The 21343-nt window shown below is 33.4% G+C and carries 17 protein-coding genes; 11 read left to right on the top strand and 6 right to left on the bottom strand.

Annotated features, from left to right (window positions below):
* Positions 1-25: 25 nt before the first annotated feature.
* Positions 26-487 (bottom strand): BlaI/MecI/CopY family transcriptional regulator, encoded by a 462-nt coding sequence (locus BM238_RS04890; RefSeq protein ID WP_090079036.1) that lies wholly within the window; start codon positions 485-487, stop codon positions 26-28.
* On the bottom strand, positions 484-1080 hold the full coding sequence (locus BM238_RS04885; RefSeq protein WP_090079035.1) for a phosphatase PAP2 family protein: 597 nt from the start codon (positions 1078-1080) through the stop codon (positions 484-486). Before BM238_RS04885 ends, BM238_RS04890 begins: the two co-directional genes overlap by 4 nt.
* A 200-nt stretch (positions 1081-1280) precedes the next feature.
* On the opposite strand from BM238_RS04885, the gene pdhA reads away from it, so the two are divergent.
* From pdhA to BM238_RS04840, 9 genes are all read left to right on the top strand, one after another.
* Positions 1281-2291, top strand: coding sequence for a pyruvate dehydrogenase (acetyl-transferring) E1 component subunit alpha (gene pdhA, locus BM238_RS04880; RefSeq protein ID WP_090079034.1), 1011 nt, complete (start codon positions 1281-1283; stop codon positions 2289-2291).
* A gap of 62 nt (positions 2292-2353) precedes the next feature.
* Positions 2354-4018: a pyruvate dehydrogenase complex dihydrolipoamide acetyltransferase gene (locus BM238_RS04875; protein WP_090079033.1), complete on the top strand. Its 1665-nt coding sequence runs from the start codon at positions 2354-2356 to the stop codon at positions 4016-4018.
* A gap of 214 nt (positions 4019-4232) precedes the next feature.
* The gene (locus BM238_RS04870; protein ID WP_090079032.1) at positions 4233-4901 is read left to right on the top strand and encodes an ABC transporter ATP-binding protein; all 669 of its coding nucleotides are present in this window, start codon (positions 4233-4235) and stop codon (positions 4899-4901) included.
* 35 nt (positions 4902-4936) lie between these two features.
* Positions 4937-5614 (top strand): RadC family protein, encoded by a 678-nt coding sequence (radC, locus tag BM238_RS04865; protein ID WP_090079031.1) that lies wholly within the window; start codon positions 4937-4939, stop codon positions 5612-5614.
* The gene (locus BM238_RS04860) at positions 5611-6504 is read left to right on the top strand and encodes a hypothetical protein (RefSeq protein WP_090079030.1); all 894 of its coding nucleotides are present in this window, start codon (positions 5611-5613) and stop codon (positions 6502-6504) included. The genes radC and BM238_RS04860 overlap by 4 nt, the downstream gene beginning before the upstream one ends.
* Positions 6505-6604: 100 nt before the next feature.
* The gene (locus BM238_RS04855) at positions 6605-7714 is read left to right on the top strand and encodes a hypothetical protein (protein ID WP_090079029.1); all 1110 of its coding nucleotides are present in this window, start codon (positions 6605-6607) and stop codon (positions 7712-7714) included.
* A 32-nt stretch (positions 7715-7746) separates the two neighbouring features.
* Complete coding sequence (locus tag BM238_RS04850) at positions 7747-8256, top strand: DUF7935 family protein (protein ID WP_090079028.1); 510 nt, start codon at positions 7747-7749, stop codon at positions 8254-8256.
* 11 nt (positions 8257-8267) lie between these two features.
* Positions 8268-8879 (top strand): inorganic pyrophosphatase, encoded by a 612-nt coding sequence (locus tag BM238_RS04845; protein WP_090079027.1) that lies wholly within the window; start codon positions 8268-8270, stop codon positions 8877-8879.
* A gap of 172 nt (positions 8880-9051) precedes the next feature.
* Complete coding sequence (locus tag BM238_RS04840; protein WP_090079026.1) at positions 9052-11790, top strand: sodium-translocating pyrophosphatase; 2739 nt, start codon at positions 9052-9054, stop codon at positions 11788-11790.
* A 70-nt stretch (positions 11791-11860) separates the two neighbouring features.
* Here the strand turns inward: BM238_RS04840 and BM238_RS04835 are convergent, their stop codons facing one another.
* Complete coding sequence (locus BM238_RS04835; protein WP_090079125.1) at positions 11861-12928, bottom strand: hypothetical protein; 1068 nt, start codon at positions 12926-12928, stop codon at positions 11861-11863.
* Positions 12929-13128: 200 nt separating this feature from the next.
* On the opposite strand from BM238_RS04835, the gene BM238_RS04830 reads away from it, so the two are divergent.
* Positions 13129-13791: a TrmH family RNA methyltransferase gene (locus BM238_RS04830; protein ID WP_090079025.1), complete on the top strand. Its 663-nt coding sequence runs from the start codon at positions 13129-13131 to the stop codon at positions 13789-13791.
* A gap of 4 nt (positions 13792-13795) precedes the next feature.
* Here BM238_RS04830 and BM238_RS04825 read toward each other — a convergent pair whose 3' ends face one another.
* Genes BM238_RS04825 through tsaD form a run of 3 tightly spaced genes read right to left on the bottom strand, consistent with a single transcriptional unit; the run spans position 13796 to position 16451 of the window.
* Positions 13796-14680 (bottom strand): hypothetical protein, encoded by an 885-nt coding sequence (locus tag BM238_RS04825; RefSeq protein ID WP_090079024.1) that lies wholly within the window; start codon positions 14678-14680, stop codon positions 13796-13798.
* 58 nt (positions 14681-14738) lie between these two features.
* Positions 14739-15431: an RsmE family RNA methyltransferase gene (locus tag BM238_RS04820; RefSeq protein ID WP_090079023.1), complete on the bottom strand. Its 693-nt coding sequence runs from the start codon at positions 15429-15431 to the stop codon at positions 14739-14741.
* A gap of 3 nt (positions 15432-15434) precedes the next feature.
* Positions 15435-16451, bottom strand: a complete 1017-nt coding sequence (gene tsaD, locus BM238_RS04815) for a tRNA (adenosine(37)-N6)-threonylcarbamoyltransferase complex transferase subunit TsaD (RefSeq protein ID WP_090079022.1) — start codon at positions 16449-16451, stop codon at positions 15435-15437.
* A 2-nt stretch (positions 16452-16453) separates the two neighbouring features.
* Between tsaD and BM238_RS04810 the strand changes: the two genes are divergently transcribed.
* Positions 16454-21238, top strand: coding sequence for a translocation/assembly module TamB domain-containing protein (locus tag BM238_RS04810; protein ID WP_090079021.1), 4785 nt, complete (start codon positions 16454-16456; stop codon positions 21236-21238).
* Positions 21239-21343 lie beyond the last annotated feature (105 nt).

The following is a 21343-nucleotide window of genomic DNA, read 5'->3' as shown; positions in this document are numbered from 1 at the left end:
AAAATTTTGGAAAAAACCAGGCTTCTTACTTTTTATTTTTCTTTTTTTTCTGTTTTTTATTCGTGATTTCATCCACATATTCTCGTAAAGCAGACTTTTTCTTCTCTCTCTTTTTAGTTTTGGAAACGACGCTTGTTTTTACTTCAAAAAGACTGTAAAGATCTTTTGGAGTGATAATATCGAGCTCGATCAATCTCTCAATTAAATTTTTCGGATTTTTATAAAAATAATTCTCGAGAAGTTGTTTTAATTTAAAATTTTGATAATCCTCAAAAGGAATAATGACTTGATATTTAAAAATTCTTCCTTCCTTTTGGGTTTTTAAAAATTCTTTTTCTGTTAAAATTTTTAAATAAGTGGAAACTGTATTTTGATGCGGTTTTGGTTCCGGAAGGGCCGCAATTACGTCGCGCATATAAGCACAATCTAATTTCCATAAGGAAGTCATAATGTCCTCTTCAGCCGGTGTAAGATTGGTTATTTTCATAGAATTGAATTAAAATTTAGAAATAGAAACGAAACAAAAACTGCAATGACTGCGCCACTTATGACTTCATTTGGAGTATGTTTTTTTAAAATAATTCTGGTCACCGCAACTAAGAAACTGATTAGCAGCCAGATGATTCCGAAAGTGTGATTTTGTGAAAAAAATAATGCCGCTGTAAAAATATTTAAAGCGGTGTGCATAGAACTCTTAATGAAAAAATTACTTATTTGCATTAAAAATAGCAGTAAAAGCAAATACAACATTACAGAATCGAGCTTTTTGTTAACAAGATAACTGATAACATTAAACAAAATAAGCGCTGCGATTATAAAGTAATAAAGAGATTTTCTCTGCTCCCGATCGGAAACATCAGCGTCAGAATATTTACCGCTTTTTACACGTCTGAAAATCCAGTAGGAGATAGGTAAAATTATTACCAAAAAAATGATTGCAAATTTTTTTAAACCACTTTCGATAGTTTCAAATTTTACTGTTACATAAAGAAAGTACAGCAAAAGTGAAAACAAAGGATTGAAGCAGTTTGAAATAATTTTTGAAATTTTTAAAACTAATGGAGGCACTTTTTGCATCATATTTTTCAATTCTTCAAAAATAAGTTAAAAATTGGACGTGAAAAAAATTAATTAGTAAGTATTGGTAGTAAAAAAAGAAAGTTTTTTATTATTTTTGCCTAATATTCCAGAATTAATATGAAATCGACCTTGCGAGGATTTGGAAACAAATAGCAAGAAGAAATCGATTACATGGGACAATAAAAAATAAGAATCTAAGTATGAAAGAATTTTCGCAGGAAGTTTACCTTAAATGGTATGAAGATATGACGATGTGGAGAAGGTTTGAAGATAAATGCCGTTCTCTTTATTTAAAACAGAAAATCAGAGGATTTTTACATTTATATAATGGTCAGGAAGCTATTCCTGCAGGTTTTACACATGCGATGGATTTGACGAAAGACAGTATGATTACCGCATACAGATGCCATATTCATCCAATGGCGATGGGCGTTGATCCAAAAAGAATTTTAGCAGAATTATGTGGAAAAGCAACCGGAACTTCTGGCGGAATGGGAGGTTCTATGCACATTTTTAGTAGAGAAAAACGTTTTTATGGCGGTCATGGAATTGTTGGTGGCCAAATTCCTTTAGGTGCAGGAATTGCTTTTGCTGATAAATATTTTCAAACAGGTGGTGTAAATATTTGTTTTTTTGGTGATGGTGCTTCTCGTCAGGGTTCTTTGCACGAAACTTTTAATATGGCAATGAACTGGAAACTTCCAGTTGTTTTTGTTGTAGAAAATAACCAATATGCAATGGGAACTCCTGTGAGCAGAACTGCCAATCACGAAGATATATATAAATTGGGATTAGGTTATGAAATGCCTTGTCTTCCCGTGGATGCTATGGATCCGGTAAAAGTGGCGGATGCGGCTTACGAAGCGATCGAAAGAGCAAGAAGAGGTGACGGTCCGACTTTTATAGAAGCGAGAACTTACCGTTACAGAGGACACTCAATGTCAGATGCGGAACCTTACAGAACGAAAGAAGAGGTGGCAATGCACAAAAATGATGATCCTATTGAGCTTATTAAAGCCAGAATTTTGGAACATAATTGGGCAACACAAGAGCAGTTAGAGGAAATTGAAAATAAATCCAGAGAATTTGTTGATGAATGCGTAGAGTTTATGGAAAATTCACCTTATCCGGATCCAGAAAAGGTTTATGATTACGTTTACGCGCAGGAAAACTATCCATTCGTAGATAAAGTAGAAAATAATTTAATTTGATAATTTTTAAAAATCAAATATTCTAAAATTTCAAATTATTAAATTAATATATTAAAAATATTATGGCTGAAGTAATTACAATGCCCCGACTTTCCGATACGATGACTGATGGAAAAGTGGCGAAATGGCATAAAAAAGTAGGAGATTCTGTAAAGGAAGGTGATATTTTAGCAGAGATTGAAACAGATAAAGCTGTTCAGGATTTTGAATCAGAGTTTGACGGTACACTTTTATTTGTAGGTGTAGAAGAAAACGGTTCTGCACCGGTTGATTCAATTTTAGCGATTATTGGAGAAGAAGGGGAAGATATTTCCGCTTTAAAAGGTGGAGAAAATTCAACTAAAGATTCGGAAAAAACTGAAGATAAAAAGCAGGAAGATAAAGAAGATGCAAAATCTGAAAGTACATCTGATGATCAAACTTCCGGCGAAATCCCTGAAGGCGTCGAAGTGATCAATATGCCACGACTTTCCGATACGATGACGGAAGGAAAAGTAGCAAAATGGCATAAAAATGTTGGAGATAAAGTAAAAGAAGGCGATATTATTGCTGAAATTGAAACCGATAAAGCTGTTCAGGATTTTGAATCCGAATTTGACGGAACACTTTTATACAGAAGCGTAGAAGAAAACGAAGGTGCACCTGTTGATACGGTTTTAGCGATTATTGGTCCCGAGGGAACGGATGTTTCCGGGATTATTTCTGGAGGTTCCGCACCAAAAAAATCTGAAGATAAACCAAAGGAAAGTAAAGCTGAAAACACAGTTTCTGAAACTAAAACAGAATCTTCAGAAAAACAGGAAATTTCTGCCAACCAAAATTCTACAGATAGAGTTGCAATTTCTCCTTTGGCTAAAAAAATGGCGGAAGACAAAGGAATTGATTTACATTCTCTAAAAGGAAGTGGAGACAATGGAAGGATCGTAAAAAAAGATATTGAAAATTATCAACCAGCTGCTAAAGCAGAAGTTGCAGCACCTCAAAAAACTGAGCAAGATGCAGCAGTAAAAGTAGAACCAGTTCAAATGCCAACAAACTTTGTGGCTGGTCAGGATACAGAAACACCTAATTCTCAGGTTAGAAATATAATCGCAAAACGTTTGACAGAGAGCAAATTTTCTGCACCGCATTATTATTTAATGGTTGAAATCACCATGGATAAAGCGATCGAAGCAAGAAAGGAAATTAACGCTTTACCTGGTGTGAAAGTGTCCTTTAATGATATGATCATAAAAGCAACTGCGATGGCTCTTAGAAAACATCCGCAAGTAAATTCTTCCTGGAAAGCCGATAAAATTATTCACCACGGTGATATAAATGTTGGTGTAGCAGTGGCGATTCCTGATGGACTGGTAGTTCCTGTATTGAAAAATACAGATTTCATGAATTATACTCAGATTTCTGCGGCAGTAAAAGATATGGCAGGAAGAGCAAAATCCAAAGGTTTGAAAGCCAACGAAATGGAAGGTTCTACTTTTTCAGTTTCAAATTTAGGAATGTTTGGTATTGAGACTTTTACTTCAATCATCAATCAGCCAAATTCTGCGATTTTATCAGTTGGTGCAATTATTGAAAAACCAATTGTAAAAGATGGACAAATTGTCGTAGGAAACACGATGAAATTATCACTTGCATGTGATCATAGAGTAGTTGATGGCGCAACTGGCGCACAATTTCTACAGACTTTGAGAACTTATCTAGAAAGTCCTTTAAGTTTATTATTGTAATAATTTATTTAAAATAATTAAAAATCCTTTCAGATTAATTTTGAAAGGATTTTTTTAATTAAATTTGAGAAAATGATTAGAAAAATAAATATTAAAATATTTTCTTTTGCGTGAAGTATATCAATGGGAGCAAATATTCTTTCAATAAATATTGATTTAAAGAAAAACATTGTAATTATTTGATTAAAAAATATCAATAATTTAAATTTAAAAAATGATCAAAGCAAAAAATATTCATAAATCTTACGGCAATTTGGAAGTGCTAAAAGGGGTGGAAGTTCATATAAAAGAAGGGGAAGTTATTTCTATTGTAGGAGAATCCGGCGCTGGAAAATCAACGCTTTTGCAGATTTTGGGAACTTTGGATTCACCGAGTGCTTACAAAAAATATGGAACGGAAATAACCTTAGACGGAGAATCTTTCGTGAATATGAATGACCGACAACTATCAAAATTTAGAAATGAAAAAATTGGTTTTGTTTTTCAGTTTCATCAGTTATTGCCAGAATTCACGGCTTTAGAAAATGTACTTCTCCCAACAAAAATTTCGGGAAAAAATGTAAAAGAATCGATGGATAAAGCCTATGCTTTGTTTGATGATTTGCGGTTAACAGACAGATTACACCATAAACCAAATGAACTTTCCGGTGGTGAAGCGCAAAGAGTTGCGGTTGCGCGGGCATTGATAAATTCGCCGAAAATTATTTACGCTGATGAACCTTCAGGGAATTTAGATTCTAAAAATGCAGATGATCTTCACCAATTATTTTTTGACTTGCGTGATAAATACAACCAAACTTTTGTTATTGTAACGCATAATCCAAAATTAGCAGAGATCACAGACCGAAAGTTGATCATGAAAGATGGATTGATTATTAATTAATTGCTCATTACATATTTCTTATTACTCATAAATATATGTCTATAAAATTTCTTGCTGAAGATGATCGCCCGCGCGAAAAATTTGCTTTAAAAGGTAAAAGTTCACTGTCTGATTCTGAACTTTTAGCCATAATAATGAGCAGTGGAAGCAGAGAAGAGTCGGCGGTAGAATTGGCAAGAAGAATTTTGGAATCTGTCGGCAATAATTGGCATAACCTAAGTTTACTGAATCTTCAGGATTTAATGAAGTTTAAAGGAATCGGCGAAGCAAAAGCCATCTCTATTTCTGCAGCCTTGGAAATTGGTCGAAGAAAAGCGTCACAAGAAGTTCCCGAAAAGATAAAAATTTCCAGCAGTGTTGACGCTTTTAAAGTTTTTCATCCACGTTTAGCGGATTTGCAAACTGAAGAATTCTGGGTCATTTTTTTAAATCAAAACAATAAAATTTTAGGTAAATCTCAACTTTCGACAGGTGGGATTAATTTTTCATTGGTAGATTTACGTGTACTTTTCAAATTGGCTTTGGAGTTTTCTTGCAGCGCAATAATGATCGCACACAATCATCCTTCGGGAAATTTAAAGCCTTCACAAGCAGATAATGCTATTACAAAAGAAATTTTTGAAGCAGGAAAAATTTTAAAAATCCAACTTTTAGATCATCTTATTATTACGCAAAGCACCTATTTTTCTTATGCTGACGAAAATTTATTATGATTAAAATCTTAAATTATTCTGAAATAGATTTTAAAAAATATTCTGAATGTTTAATTCATTCAAAGCAATACAAATATTCTGCAGAAAAAGTTTTTTTAGATATTACCTCGCACCGAAGATGGGATTTGTTGGTTTTAAATGACTATGAATCCGTTATGCCAATTCCTTTTGTTAAAAAATGGGGTTTTAAATTTGTTATAAATCCTAAACTTTGTCAGCAATTAGGAGTTTTTTCCATTGAAGATAACCGAGAAATTAATGATTTGTTTTTAGAGTTTTTAGAAAAAAAATATATAATTTGGTATTATGCATTCAATGCAAAAAATGTATTTTCCAAACCATTAGCGACGAAAAAAAATTATTATATAGCACCGGATAATTACGAAAATGTGCGGCAAAATTATTCTCCAAAGCGTAAAAGAAAGTTACGTTTAGACCAAGAAGTTTTAGATAATTCTTTCGTATCCAAAGAGATAGATATAAAAATTGCCCTGGATTTTATTGAAAAAAGTATATCAAAAATAATCAGATCAAAAGATTTACGAAGTTTTTTATCTCTTTTCGAACAGCTTCATCAAAATAAAGGTTTAGAATTTTATGGTTTTTTCTTCCACAAAAAATTAATTAATCTGATTGCAATTGAAGTTTCAGAAAAAACGGTTGCACTTCTAGGAACTTTTAATGATCCAAATTTCATAAAAACTGGCGGTTCGTCAATTTTGATAGATGAAGTTTTAAAAAAATATATTAGCACTAAAGCTTTTGATTTTGAAGGAAGTGAAATTTCTTCCGTTGAAGAGTTTTTCCGGGGATTTCGTCCGGAATTGGAGCACTATCCATATTTGCAAAATTCTAAAATTGAAATTTTAAGATCTAAAATATTTAATTAAAAATAATAAATAATCAGTCATAAACGCCAAAATCAAAATGCCGAAGTATTTAAAAATTGATAAAATTGCTGTATTATTTTTGACTGTATATTTATGCATAATGTCTGTATATCTCTATAAGCATCAATATTATAATTCTGATATCGAAGCTTATATGGGTCTGGTTTACAAGTATAATTTTCCGAAAATGGATAACGAAACCATCCATAAAAAGGTTTATGCCGAGCTTAAAATAAAAAATCCCGAACTCCTGGAAGCCAACAATTCTACATCAGAAAAAACAATAGGCGAAAACATTTACTACAAAATGATCTCTCAAAATCCTAAAATTTATGAAGAAGAATTACAGCTTTTTACCGTAAAACCTTTCTACAATTTTATTAATTCGGTTTTTTATAAAATTGGATTTAGTGCTTCTGCATCTACCTTTATTATCAGTATTGTAAGTTATTTTCTAATTGTATTCTTAATTTTTCTGTTCTTAAAAGGCCAGTTATCTAATGTTTTTTTAGCTTTAGCATTAACTATACTAATTTCTTTATTTAAGCCACTTTTAGAAGCTTCCAGACACGCTTCTCCGGATGTTTTAGCATGTTTGCTCCTAATTTTAAGTGTCTATTTTACATTAATCAAAAAAAACTTATTAATTACGACCATTTTTGGAATGCTTTGTATTTTTACGCGACCAGACTATTTTGTTTTTTACACGTTCTTTCTTTTAATGCTTTATTTTTTCCGAAAAAATTTCAATTTTGAGGTGAAAATCCTGTTGTTTTCATTTTCATATTTTGTCATAAGTTTTGGACTCATACAGTTTTTTAATCAGATTCCGTGGTCTGTTTTATTCATGAATCAATTTACTAAAGTACAGCTTTACCCGATTTCTCATCCAGATGTTTTCAATTTTTTAGATTATTTTAATGTCATAAAAAGCAGCATATTTCTGGAGTTTAATGCTTCTTATTTTCCGATTTTGTTGATTATTATTGTTTCTGTTTTATCAAGTAAATATTCATTAAATAAGAAATATGTTCAGTTTTTCTCTTTGTTTTTATTCATTATTTACGCGACTGTTTTTATAAGATTTTTCATATTTCCATCTCTTGTTAGTAGAATGATGCTCGGATTCTACTTACTGATTATTTTATCATTAATTTTTGTCTTAAATAGCAAAGAACAATTATTTAGAAATTTTCCTACTAAGAAATAAAATATCAGTAATTTTGCACCCTGATTTTTCATATGAATTTTGAAACTTATTATCCTTACGCATTTGCTTTAATAATCGCAATTCCATTTCTGGTTTTTGTGCGTCAGTTTGTTTATAAATTTATTGAGTTTAAAAATAAGGAAATTCAAATCTTAAGTTTAAAATCAAACTCAGAAAACAAGTTGCAGGCTTATGAGCGAATGACGCTTTTTTTAGAACGTTTAAAACCTGCAAATTTGGTGATGAAGTTTGACGCCGCATTAAAACCTAACGAATTTGTATTTTTAACGGAAAAAAATATTCAGGAAGAATTTGAATATAATGCGTCACAGCAACTTTATTTAAGACTTACAACCTGGAATAATGTAGTGACTTCCAAAAATAACATTGTGCAGCTTCTCCACAAAACATATGAAGAAACTAATAATGTGAAAGATCTGCAGGATTTTAAAACGGTTTTTTTAATGAAATATGTAGAAGAATCAGATTTTATTTCTGATACAATTAACGATATGCGCAGAGATATTGCGCTTTTAAATTAAAATATTATAAAATGATTCCAAATTTCAAAGCCCACCCGTGGCACGGAATTTCCGCCGGAGAAAATGCACCGGACGTTGTTACAGTTTTCGTAGAAATTGTACCTTCAGATACCATTAAATACGAAGTAGATAAAGAAAGTGGCTATTTAAAAGTTGACAGGCCGCAGAAATTTTCCAATATTATTCCTGCGCTTTACGGTTTTATACCAAGAACTTATTGTCATGATGAAGTGCAAAGACTTGCTATAGAAAGTGGTTCTGAAGATGTTGCGTCAGGAGATCATGATCCGCTGGATATTTTGGTTTTAAGTTCTCATAATATTCATGCAGGAAATCTTTTAATGGATGCTATTCCAATCGGTGGTTTTAAAATGATCGACAAAGGTGAAGCGGATGATAAAATTGTTGCGGTAATGGTTGGTGATCAGTCTTACGGACATTTTCGTGATGTTTCTGAATTGCCTGAAGCGGAAATTAACCGTTTACAGCATTATTTTTTAACGTATAAAAACTTACCTTCAGAGCCATCAAAATGTCGGATTGACCTTGTTTACGGCGCTGAACATGCAAAAGAAGTGATTATTGCTTCACAAAAAGATTACGCCAATAAATTTGGTGGATAGTATATCGCAATAATTTTAAAATTTTAACTACAAACTTTGCCTTCATTTCTGGGGGCAAAGTTTTTTTTTATTTAAAGTTAATCGGTTAATTTTTATCTTTTCTTTTTTATTTAGTTAAATTTCATTAGAATTTTCTATATTTAGCACCTATTTAACAAAAATTATTTAAACTATGAATTTTCTATTCTACTTAGTGCCAGTCTTTGGCGTTTTGGCTTTGATTTACACATTTATCCAAAGCAACTGGGTTACAAAACAGGATGCGGGCGATGAAAAAATGAAGCTCATCAGCGGTTATATCTCAGACGGAGCAATGGCGTTCCTAAAATCTGAATATAAAATATTGGCTTATTTCGTGGTGATTGTCGCAATTTTACTTGGAATCATGGGTTATTCCAATGAAAACTCAAGCTGGAGTATCGCAATTTCTTTCGTTGTTGGTGCTATTTTTTCCGCAACTGCAGGATTTATTGGAATGAAGATCGCAACAAAATCAAACGTTAGAACAACGCAGGCTGCAAAAACATCTTTAGCAAAAGCTTTAAAAGTTTCTTTTACTGGTGGAACTGTGATGGGATTAGGTGTTGCCGGTTTAGCAGTTTTAGGTTTAGGATCATTGTTTATTATTATTAAACAAATATTTGCACCAGACGCTTTAGTTAATTCTCTTGAAATGGAGAAAACTATTGAGATCTTGACTGGTTTTTCTTTAGGAGCAGAATCTATAGCACTGTTCGCAAGAGTTGGTGGTGGAATTTACACTAAAGCTGCCGATGTTGGTGCTGATTTAGTTGGAAAAGTTGAAGCTGGAATTCCGGAAGATGATCCTAGAAATCCTGCAACTATTGCAGATAATGTGGGAGATAACGTGGGCGATGTTGCCGGAATGGGTGCCGATTTATTTGGTTCTTACGTGGCGACTGTTTTAGCAACCATGGTTTTAGGAAGAGAAACGATTTCTGTTGATAATTATGGTGGTTTTGCACCGATTTTATTACCAATGTTAATTGCTGGAACTGGAATTATATTTTCAATTTTAGGAACTTTCTTCGTAAAAATTTCTGAAGATGCAGGATTAAGTACTCAAAAAGTTCAGAATGCTTTAAACTTGGGAAACTGGGGAAGTATCGTAATTACAGCATTTGCTGCATTTTTTCTGGTAAATTTCATTATGCCGGAGAACATGGAACTTCGTGGTCATGCATTTACTAAAATGGGCGTTTTTGGCGCAATAATAGTTGGATTAATCGTAGGAACTTTAATGAGCGTTATTACCGAATATTACACGGCAATGGGAAAAAGACCGGTTCAAAGTATTGTTAATCAATCTTCTACCGGACATGCGACTAATATTATCGGTGGTTTAGCTGTTGGTATGGAAAGTACTTTTTTACCAATATTACTTTTAGCAGGTGGAATTATTGGCTCTTATGCTTTTGCAGGTTTATACGGAGTTGCGATTGCAGCAGCCGGAATGATGGCTACAACAGCAATGCAGTTAGCGATCGACGCTTTCGGACCAATTGCAGATAACGCTGGTGGAATCGCTGAAATGTGTGAATTACCAAGTGAAGTAAGAGAAAGAACAGATATTTTGGATGCTGTTGGAAATACGACTGCTGCTACTGGAAAAGGTTTTGCAATTGCTTCTGCAGCTTTAACTTCTTTGGCTCTTTTTGCAGCTTTCGTGGGAATTGCAGGAATTGACAGTATTGATATTTACAGAGCGGACGTTTTAGCTGGTTTATTTGTGGGGGCAATGATCCCTTTTATATTTTCATCACTAGCAATTCGTGCAGTTGGAGAAGCAGCAATGGCAATGGTAGAAGAGGTTAGAAGACAGTTTAGAGAAATACCTGGTATTTTGGAAGGAACAGGAAAACCGGAGTACGATAAATGCGTCGCTATTTCTACAGATGCTTCGATTAAAAAAATGATGTTGCCAGGAGCGATCACCATTATTTCACCAATTTTGGTTGGATTTATCTTCGGTCCAGAAGTTTTAGGTGGATTTTTAGCTGGTGCAACTGTGAGTGGCGTTCTTATGGGAATGTTTCAAAATAACGCAGGTGGTGCTTGGGATAATGCCAAAAAATCTTTTGAAAAGGGAGCAGATATTAAAGGAGAAATTTTTTACAAAGGTTCGGAGCCACACAAAGCATCTGTAACAGGTGATACTGTGGGTGATCCATTTAAAGACACTTCCGGTCCTTCAATGAATATTTTAATTAAATTAATGTCCATAGTTTCTTTGGTAATTGCACCATCGTTACTAAAAGTTCATGGCGATACCATCAGACAAAACAGACTTGAAAAATTACAGTCACTTGAGAAAATGGTTAGTGCTGAAGGTGGAGTTGCAGCTGCGACGACTAATACCGAAGTTGGTGGTGTTACACCTGTTTTAGGTCAACTAAATACAGATGGAGACTATGTTTATGAATTGGGTCCCGTGATGCAGTACAAATTGCCAAATAATGAAACGATCAACGTAGGTCAAAATAGTGAAATGGCTTTATTAGCGCAGGATGTAGAAAATAAAGATCAAAATTTGCTTAATAAAGAAAGTTGGTTTACGATTCAGAATTTATTTTTTCAATCCGGTAGAAGTGAACTTAAAACGGGTTCGCAGGTTCACCTGGAAAATCTTGCAAAAATAATGTATGCTTATCCTACTTTAAAATTAAAAATGGGTGGCTACACAGATAATACAGGTTCAGAAGAAACCAATAAAACTTTATCAAATCTTCGTGCTTCCACAGCAAAACTGGAGTTGATAAAACTAGGAATTGCTGCAGATAGAATTGAAGCAGAAGGTTTCGGCTCACAATTTCCTGTTTGTCCGGAAAATGATAGCGAAGAATGTCAGGCGCAAAACAGAAGAATTGATATTCGCGTTTTGAGTTTTTAATCAGACTTTGAAATATTAAAAAAAACCTCTCAATTTTTTGGGAGGTTTTTTTTATTTTTAAAATTTATTTTTAAAACAGTTTCGTCATTGAAGTCTGATAATTTCTTAAAATAAAATTAAGAACAGCTTCTACAATATCGCCCATTGTTTCACATTTTAAAACTTCATTATCTTTTAAAAGCTCAAAAATTTCTGTTTTTAACTGAAATGATTTTTCGCGCGGCGCAATCTGATCGTTTTTCATTACCCGTAATAATTTTGTTAAACGGCTTTTTCCTACAATCATTCTTTTCGCCATCAAAGCGCGCTCTTCATGTTGATATTGCTTAATTGACGATTCATCCAGATTTTCAGTTACAAACTTCACATAATCCAGATTTTCCCTGAAAAACTGCGGTTTGTAAAGATTAATTTTCCCTTCATAGCATTGTTGGTCAAAATCAATACTTCTGATTCTGTACTGCATTTCGTCAAAATCAGGCGTGAGTACGATCACAAAATTATAAGATCTTTGATCGCCTAAAAGTCGTAAAAAGCAGCGTTCATTAAACTTTACAAATTCTTTCGCAAGTCTAATTTTATTGGTGTGTTCATCCAGATATTTCTCAATAAAAACATCACCTGGAATTCCGGAAATATGTTCCTCCACCAAAGTATTTTCAAAAACTAAAAAATTGATGCGGTTTGGAGATAAAATATATTCTATTTCTAGTCCGTAAATTCTGGAAGCATCAGCTTTCTTGACATAAAAATAATCATGGTTGTCGTTAAACTGATTTTTTATTTTAATTCTGAAAGGATGAGAGTTTCCAAAAGTACAGTAATCAACGCTGTCCACGAATAAATGATCAACACTTTTATCGGCGCCGTCAGAAGTCAAACGCGAATAGATTTTCTTTAAATTCTGATGAATTTCTGACATTTCTTGTGGTCCATAAATTACACCTTGCCAAAAAGTATCATTTTCATCTTTGTCTAAAATTGGGTAATTATCAACGTAACGAAGCAGATCATCATAAACAATCGGCGATTTAAAAGCCCGGTCGTAAGATTTTAAATAATCTAAAAGTTCAGAATTTATTGGATAACTCGTTTTTCGTTTTGAAATTTTTATATCTTTTTCAGATTCTGAGTTCATAATTTTTTCTTTACACATTAAAAATACAATTTTTTATTTTGTAACATTTTTTTTGGGCGCCTTTTCCGCCTTCCACTCCCGCTTCTTTTTTTTTCCGCTGCGCTGCAATAAAAAAAGAGCTCCGTTCAAGTCGGGGCGTGGTACTCGTATTCTTCGGAAAAGTATTTTTCAAATGATATTTTTTTTCTCATTTTTGCCAAATGGAATTTAGAACTGAAACATTTAATTATCTAAAAAAATTTCTCACAGATTCTCGCTTAGCGATAATTGAAAAAGTTGTACCAGAAAGCACAGATTTTGTTTTACCGGTGATCGAAGATATTTTCCAGTTCCGAAATGCTGCGGCAATCGTGCGTTCTGCCGAAGCGTGTGGTTTTCACAAAATTATCGCCATGGAAAAAGAACATATTTTTAATCCAAATTTAAAGGTCACAAAAGGCGCAGAAACCTGGGTAGAAGTACAAAAACGGCCTTATGAATTAGAAACTTTAAAACAGATAAAAAATAAAGGCTATAAAATTGTCGCCGTTTCACCCGAAAAAAATGCAGTGAGTTTAGCAGATTTTAAAATTACCGAACCCATTTCTTTGGTTTTCGGCACAGAAAAAGAAGGCGTCACAGACGAAATTTTAAATTTTGCAGATGAAACTTTGGCAATTCCCATGTATGGTTTCACACAGAGTTTTAATGTTTCGGTCGCCGCCGCGATTTGCTTTTATGATTTACGCCAAAAATTGGAAAACTCGAATTTAGAATTCAAACTTTCTCCAGAAAAATTGATTGATCTAAAAATCCGTTGGGCAGTAAATTCCCTGCAAAGTGGCGAGGAAATTCTAAATAAGTTTCTGACAGAAAATTTTTAAAAATTTATTTAAAAAAATCAGGAGTCAAGCTTTCAAGTGGAAAAGTAGCGCCAATTCTGATTTGGTTAAAAGGAAAATATCGAATTCCATTTTGATATTGGATAAAATACGTATTTTTTTTATTTTTTAAATTTAATTTTGAAGCGAAAACTATTGGTTGATCACCGTAATCCGGCACTCGTTTTATCCAGCCGCTGTATCCGGAAAAGGTATTTTCCCAGGAAAAATTATTCTTTTTTAAGATCAATTTTAAACCATACATTACAGCATCATCCTGCACATTTAAATTGGGCGTTTGCACATCCCAGGAATAAAATCCGGCATCGGCAACCAACCTTATTTCATTTAAAAAACTGTTTTTTAAAATAAAACTTTTACCAAATTCTGTATCAAAATAGTAGCCTGCGGTGTTAAAAAATCTTCTGTTATTAAAATCACTTCCCGAAGCTGTTTTTAAAGTCGCATTTAATATTAAGTTTGTATTTTTTTCCTGATTTTTAAATATTGAAATTCTCGTCTGAAAATAAATATCGCCGGACGCAAAACCTGAATTTTTCTGCATTCCGCGGCGTTCCTTTACAGCATCGGTCACATTGTAATATTCAAAAGGAACTGCCCAAACTTTGACAGAAATTTTTTCCGAAATTAATGGAATTTCTGCTTTTAAATAAGGATTTACAGTTTCATCACCTTTGCCAAAATAATAATCGCCATAAACTGAAAATTCTGTAAATTTTGGAATGGTTGCATCCGTAAAATCAGGAACAGGATTGGCGTTCGGGCCAAAATAATTGGTGGTATGATTGATCAATTTTTGACCTGAAAAAACGGTGAACACAAGTAGAATTGTGAATAGAAAAATCTTTGAGTAGAAGGAAATTTTTGGCATTTGTTTTTTTTGCAAAAATAAAACAAATACGCTGTAAAATTTTATATACAGAGTTTTTTCAAATCATTTTGTAATAATTCCACGCAGCAACAAAAATGCCTGCAGTTTCTGTACGTAATCGTTGATCACCAAGTGAGACTGCTTTAATATTTATTGATGCTAAAAGTTCGATTTCTTTATCAGAAAAATCGCCTTCCGGGCCGATTAGAAAAGTATAGTTTTCTAATAAATTAATCTCCTTCAAATTAATTCTTTTTAAATTTTCATTGCAGTGCGCCACAAATGTACTATCAGAATCGACATTTTGCAAAAATTCTGAAAGTTTAACCATTTCATTTATTTTAGGAAAATGAAATCTTAAACTTTGTTTGCCCGCCGAAATCATCTTTTTCTCAATTTTATCAAGATTTAAAAATTTTCGTTCTGTTTTTTCCGTCTGCAAAAAAGTGATCTCTGAAATTCCCATTTCTGTGGCTTTTTCAACAAAAAATTCTATCCGATCTAAATTTTTTGTTGGCGCAATCGCAATATGAAGTTTTGGAGAAAATTGTGGTAAATTTTCTTTGATACTTAGAACGTTTAAAATTGCTTTTTTTCCTTCTAAAACTAAATTTCCCTGCGCTAAATTTCCTTTCCCGTCAGTTACAAAAAGTTCTTCGCCAGATTTCATCCGCAAAACTTTTAAAATGTGCGTCTGCTCATCTTCGTTAATTTTAACTTCAGGAAAAATATCACCAAAAAATAGTTTCATAATTTAAATTTCATATCGTGAAGTTGCAACCGCAGTAATATCAGTAAATTCACCTTTTTCAAATTTTAATTTTGCGACCATTGCAATCATTGCTGCGTTATCTGTCGTGTATTCGAATTTGGGAATGTACGTTTGCCAGTTTAATTTTTCTTCATTTTGTTTCAAGGCTTCTCTTAAACCAGAATTGGCCGAAACGCCGCCGGCAATTGCAACTTCATTAATTTTTAAATCTTTCGCCGCTTTTTCTAATTTGTCCATCAAAATTTCAACAATTGCTTTTTGAACAGAAGCGCATAAATCATTCAAATTTTCTTTAACAAAATCCGGATTTTCTTTTTCCTGTTTTTGGATAAAATATAAAACCGAAGTTTTTATACCGCTGAAAGAATAATCGTAATTATCAATTTTTGGCTTGTTGAATTTAAACTTATTTCCATCGCCCAATTTCGCTAATTTATCAACAATCGGACCTGCTGGATAATCCAGATCGAAAATTTTCCCAATTTTATCAAAGGCTTCACCTGCGGCGTCATCAGAAGTTTTGCCGATAATTTCCATTTCAAAATAATCTTTAACCAAGACAATCATCGTGTGACCGCCACTTACAGTTAAACATAAAAAAGGAAATTTTGGTGGTTTTGGATTGGCGTCATCAATAAAATGGGCTAAAATATGCGCTTGCAAATGATTAACTTCAATCAACGGAACATCTAAACTCATCGCCAAAGATTTAGCAAAAGACGTCCCAACCAGGAGCGAACCCAAAAGTCCTGGACCGCGTGTAAAACCGATCGCAGAAATATCTTTTTGTTGTATATTTGCTACTGACAGACTTTTTTGTACAACAGGAATAATGTTTTGCTGATGCGCTCTGGAAGCCAATTCCGGAACCACGCCACCATATTCTATGTGTACTTTTTGAGTTGCAGCGATATTGGATAATATTGTATTATTTTTAATAACCGCCGCAGAAGTATCGTCGCAAGAAGATTCTATACCTAAAATAATTGTGTCGCTCATATATGGCAAAGATAGAAAATAATAAAAATAATAATTCGGATCACGAAAAAAAAACCCTCTCGGAGCAAGTCGGTCAAAAGGTTTCTGATATTGAAGACAACGTTGTAAAAACGGTTGAAGATGCCAAAAATTTGCTTAAAGATACAGTTGAGCATCCGATTGAAACTGCAAAAGAATTTGGAAATCAGGCTGTAAAAGATGTGACGAGCTACACTTGGTGGGCAAAATTGTTACTGATTCTTTTTTGGTCAGTTTTAAGCTTGGTGATCTTGATTTTTATCGCAATCAATTTGCCGGTAACGAAACGATACGTTGCAAATCAGGCAATTAAATTGCTGAATAGTGATTTTAAAGCAAAAATGACCACTCAAAATGTGGATGTGGATATTTTTGGAGTTGTTCGTATTCAGGGTTTAAAAATTCAGGATGATAAAGGTCTTGATTTTATAAAAGTTCGGGATTTTACGGCCAGTTCAGATTGGTTTTCCATTATCAGTAATCCAAATGATATTAAGTTCCGCTCGCTTACTTTAAGCAATGCAGATATTAAAGTGGTGACTTACAAGGGAGAAAATAAAGCTAATTTTATCTCTTTTATTGATAAATTTTCTTCAGATAAAAAGAAAAAAACCGGTGTTTTTCAAATGAATACGCGGTTGTATATTTTAAACAGTAAAGTTTCGATCATCAATCAAAATCATGAAGGAGATGCCGGAAGATGGGTTATCGCAGACAATGTTAATTTAAAAGTACCTGTTTTAAAAGTAAATGGCGCAAATGTATCAGCACAGATCAATAATTTTTCCTTTAATACAAAGCGTTGGGGCAAAACGACACAGGTAGAAACTTTTTCAACCGATTTTTCCTATACTCCAAAGTCTCTTATTCTGAAAGATCTCACTTTTAATACCGACCACAGTTTACTTATTGGCGATATTGTTTTTAATCTGGACCCAAAAACCGGCTGGCAGGATTTTGCAGACAAAGTTAAATTAGACTTTAATCTTAAAAAAGGAAGTCAACTTTCTGGTTATGATCTCAGTTATTTTATGACAAGATGGGATAATTACAAACCTTTTTCTGTCTCTGGAAAGATGAATGGTGCTTTAAATAAATTTTATCTGGAAAATTTTCAGGTTGGTAATAAACAGGTGGCAATTAATACTTCTACGTTAAAAGCCACAAATCTTTTAAAAGGAAACTTTCAGATCGAGACCAATCGTCTTTCGACGGATTTAACTTACATCGATCTGAAGGCAATGTTGCCAACATTTATTTCGTCAAAAATGAAAAATTTTGCGGATGAATTTGGTCGTTTAAAATATGCTGGCGCAGTGAGAGTAACACCTAAGCAGATATTCGTGCCGGCAGGAAGTTTGATCACGGGAATAGGACAGGCAAAAATTTCGAGTTTTTATCTAGAAGATTTTAGCACAGATCTCCCAAAATTTCGGGGTTACGCGGAAGTCAATAATTTAAATACCTCCGTGATCACAAAAAATCAGCAGGTTGGTTTGCTTTCAGGGAAATTTAACTTAAATGGTCAAAGTCTGGATGTCAACAAAATTGTTTTAAAAACCAAATCTCAGATCTCACGGGTAGAAATTTTAGGTAAAGAAATCAATAATATTTATTTAGACGGTATTTTAGATCATAAAACTTACCGCGGCATCGCCAATATTAATGATGAACAGGTAAAAGCAAATGTCAACGGTTTTTTTGATTTTAGTACAAATAATTTAAAAGGTGATTTTTTAGCAGATGTTTCGAGTTTAAATTTAAATTATTTTTCAAACAGTCCTTCACTTCAGAATTTTAGTGGAAAAATAAACGCAAAAATTGCGATGACCAGTCTAAATGATCTTATTTTGGATGCGAATCTGCAAAATGTTGATTTTTCGACGGCCAATCAAAGATTCAATATTCCGAACGGAGATATTAAAACTTACTTTGAAAATGGCTCCAGAATAGTTAATGTAGCAATTCCTGATGTGGTTAATGGTGAAATCGCCGGTAAATTTAATTTAGGAGATCTTGCTGGAATGGTTCAAAATGGTTTAAATAAAATTCTTGCTGGTAGCGGCGTTCAAAAATCTTTCAGAGGACAGGATTTTAAATACAATTTCGACGTTCAGCAGGCTTTGATAAGTTATTTTCAGCCAAACGTTAGCATTCCGAATGGCTTAAAAGTAGAAGGATCTTTTGATGGAAATTCAAATAATTTGGTATTAAATGCAGATGCTTCAAGTTTAAAATATTTAATGACCAAAACAGAAGAAATTTCTGAGGCGGATAAAGCGTTGGCTTTGGCAAATCCCTCTTATAGAATTCAAGAAAGAGCTTTGGTAGCGAAGGATTCTGCGATGGTAGATCAAATTTCAATTAAAATTAATACAGCCAATCTGGATGGTCAGCTTCAGGCAAATATTGGTCGCATCGCATACAACAGTAATATTCTAAAAGATATAAGTTTAAAAGGAAGAAATGAAGGCGATAAAATTTTACATTTAGCAGCCAACTTTAAATTAGGAAGTCCACAGGAAGAAATTGATGAAAAACTAAACGATTATGCCATAAATTTAAATCAAACTACAAATGCCGAAGGTGATTATGTCGTGAGATTTGAACCCACTCAAATAAAACTGAAAAATGTGATTTGGTCCATTGATACGAGTCCTGAACTTAATGAGTCAATCACTTACCGAAAAAAAACCAAGGATTTCCTTATAGAAAATTTTTGGATATATTCTGATGAAAGTGAGTTACTTTTAAGAAACGCCGTATTTAAATCTGCCAAAGATTTTACAGCGGAAGGCGAGGTGAAAAACTTCCAGCTTTCGAAAATACTGGCTCTTTCTAAATCTGAAAATAGTATGGATATTACTGGTGTCGCAAATGGCACTTTCCAGTTGGAAATGGACAAAAGCAATCTGAAACCGATCATCGATTTTAACATTGAAAATATTGTTTTAAATGGTCAAAAGATGGGTAATATTCTGATAGAAGCCAAGAACAGTTCGTCGCCAAATATTTTTGATATTTCTGCTAAAGTTCTTTCTTCAGATACTTTCGGAAATAATACTTTGAACCTGACAGGAACGGTAAATAATAATACAAAATCGCCAACTTTGGATCTTACTGCGGCGATGGATCAGTTTGATCTGGCTTTCACGCAGGAATTTGTAAAAACGGTTTTTGGCAATGTTCGTGGAAAAGCGAGTGGAAATCTAAAAATTTCCGGGACTTTAGCGAATATTGATTACAGCGGTGATATTGCCATGAAAAAATTTGGTTTGAAATTACTTTTCACAGGAGTTGATTATTCTTTTGACGACACTGTAATTCCGCTCAGTAAGGGTTTGGCTGTATTGAATGACATTGGTATTAAAGATGGCAGAACAAATTCAAAAGGAAGTATTTCCGGTGCAATACAATTTGAAAGTCTGGCTTCATTGGGCGTCAATCTTGTTATGAGAGCTGATAATCTGCTGCTTTTAGATACGCAGCAAAAGGATTTTGATCTTTTTTGGGGCCGCGTTTATGGAAAAGGCGATCTTTTTGTGGATGGACCTGTTTCTGCGCTAAATATTTCCACACCTAATATGAAAGCACTTAATAACAGTATTTTCACCTTTAACAGTAATTCTACGGCCAATGTGGAGGAATTCAAAATGTTGAGATTTTTAGAGAAAGATAAAGCCGGAACAGTAACAGTTCAGGATCGTAAAAAATATGGTGCTAATATGAATGTGGATTTCACTTTAGATGTGGACAAAGGAACGACGGTTAATGTTTTGGTCGGAGACGATGTCGGTGATATCAGTGTGCGCGGTGATGCTACAAATTTAAAATTTAATCTTGGCCGAAATGGAAATATCGCCATGAATGGCAAATATTTGGTTGATAATGGAACTTTCGTCTCAAAGTCAATTCTTAACAGAACCTTTCAGATCGCTAAAAATAGTAGTATAGAATGGGACGGAAATGCACTTGCACCGGTTTTGGATATTAACGCTAATTATTTAAGAACAGTTACAAACGCGGGAGAATATCTAAATGTTGGATTGCTACAGCCGATCACCGTTGTTTTAACAACAAAAATTACGCAGACGCTCAATAATCCGAAAATCGCGTTGGACGTTTCCGCACCAGATGTTTCAAGTCAGATAAAGGAAACTTTGGCGGCAAAAATGAGTCAGGAAGATGAGAAAGTTTTGCAGTTCGGATCTATTTTGGTGTTGAATAGTTTTAATGTTCAAAATTCTGGTGGGATTAATTTTAATGTAGGGAAAACTGCGGAAAACACAGGCTACGCTATTTTACTTAAACAACTTGGTTCGGTTTTAAATTCCATTAGTAATGAATTTCAGGTCAACTTAGATTATATCCAAGGCGATCAGGCGTCGAATACTGGCGACAGAGCCAATGCTGGAGTTAGTATTGTTTTATCACCACGTGTAACTTTAAAAACTGGATTGGGAATTCCACTTTCTAAAAGTAGTGACGCCAATGTCAATTATCTTTCCGGCGAAGGTATTGTAGAATATGATTTTTCGAAGAAAAATGACGGCAGTAGAATTGTGAGGTTTTATTCAAAACCAAGTAATATCGGTCTTGTTGGTGGCGGCACCACAGGAAATTCCGGTGCAAATCAAAGTTACGGCGCTGGTGTTGTTTATAGCAAAAGTTTCAATACAATCTTTAAAAGAAACAGAAAAAATAAAAATAATCAATCAGAAAATGCTGAAATAAAAAAAGATTCTATTAAAATTGATACTTTAAAATAGAAAATAATAAACATAATTCGCTATTAAGTTAAATATTGTTAATTTTTCCCTCAATTTTTTATAATAAATAATTTTTCTTAAATTTGCAACAAAATAGAGCAAAAA

Origin of the sequence: Halpernia frigidisoli (genome assembly GCF_900113805.1) — a bacterium.
In the GTDB taxonomy this organism is placed as follows: domain Bacteria; phylum Bacteroidota; class Bacteroidia; order Flavobacteriales; family Weeksellaceae; genus Halpernia; species Halpernia frigidisoli.
Note: the sequence above shows the minus strand (reverse complement) of the source record. Positions and strands in the feature narration are given on the sequence as shown.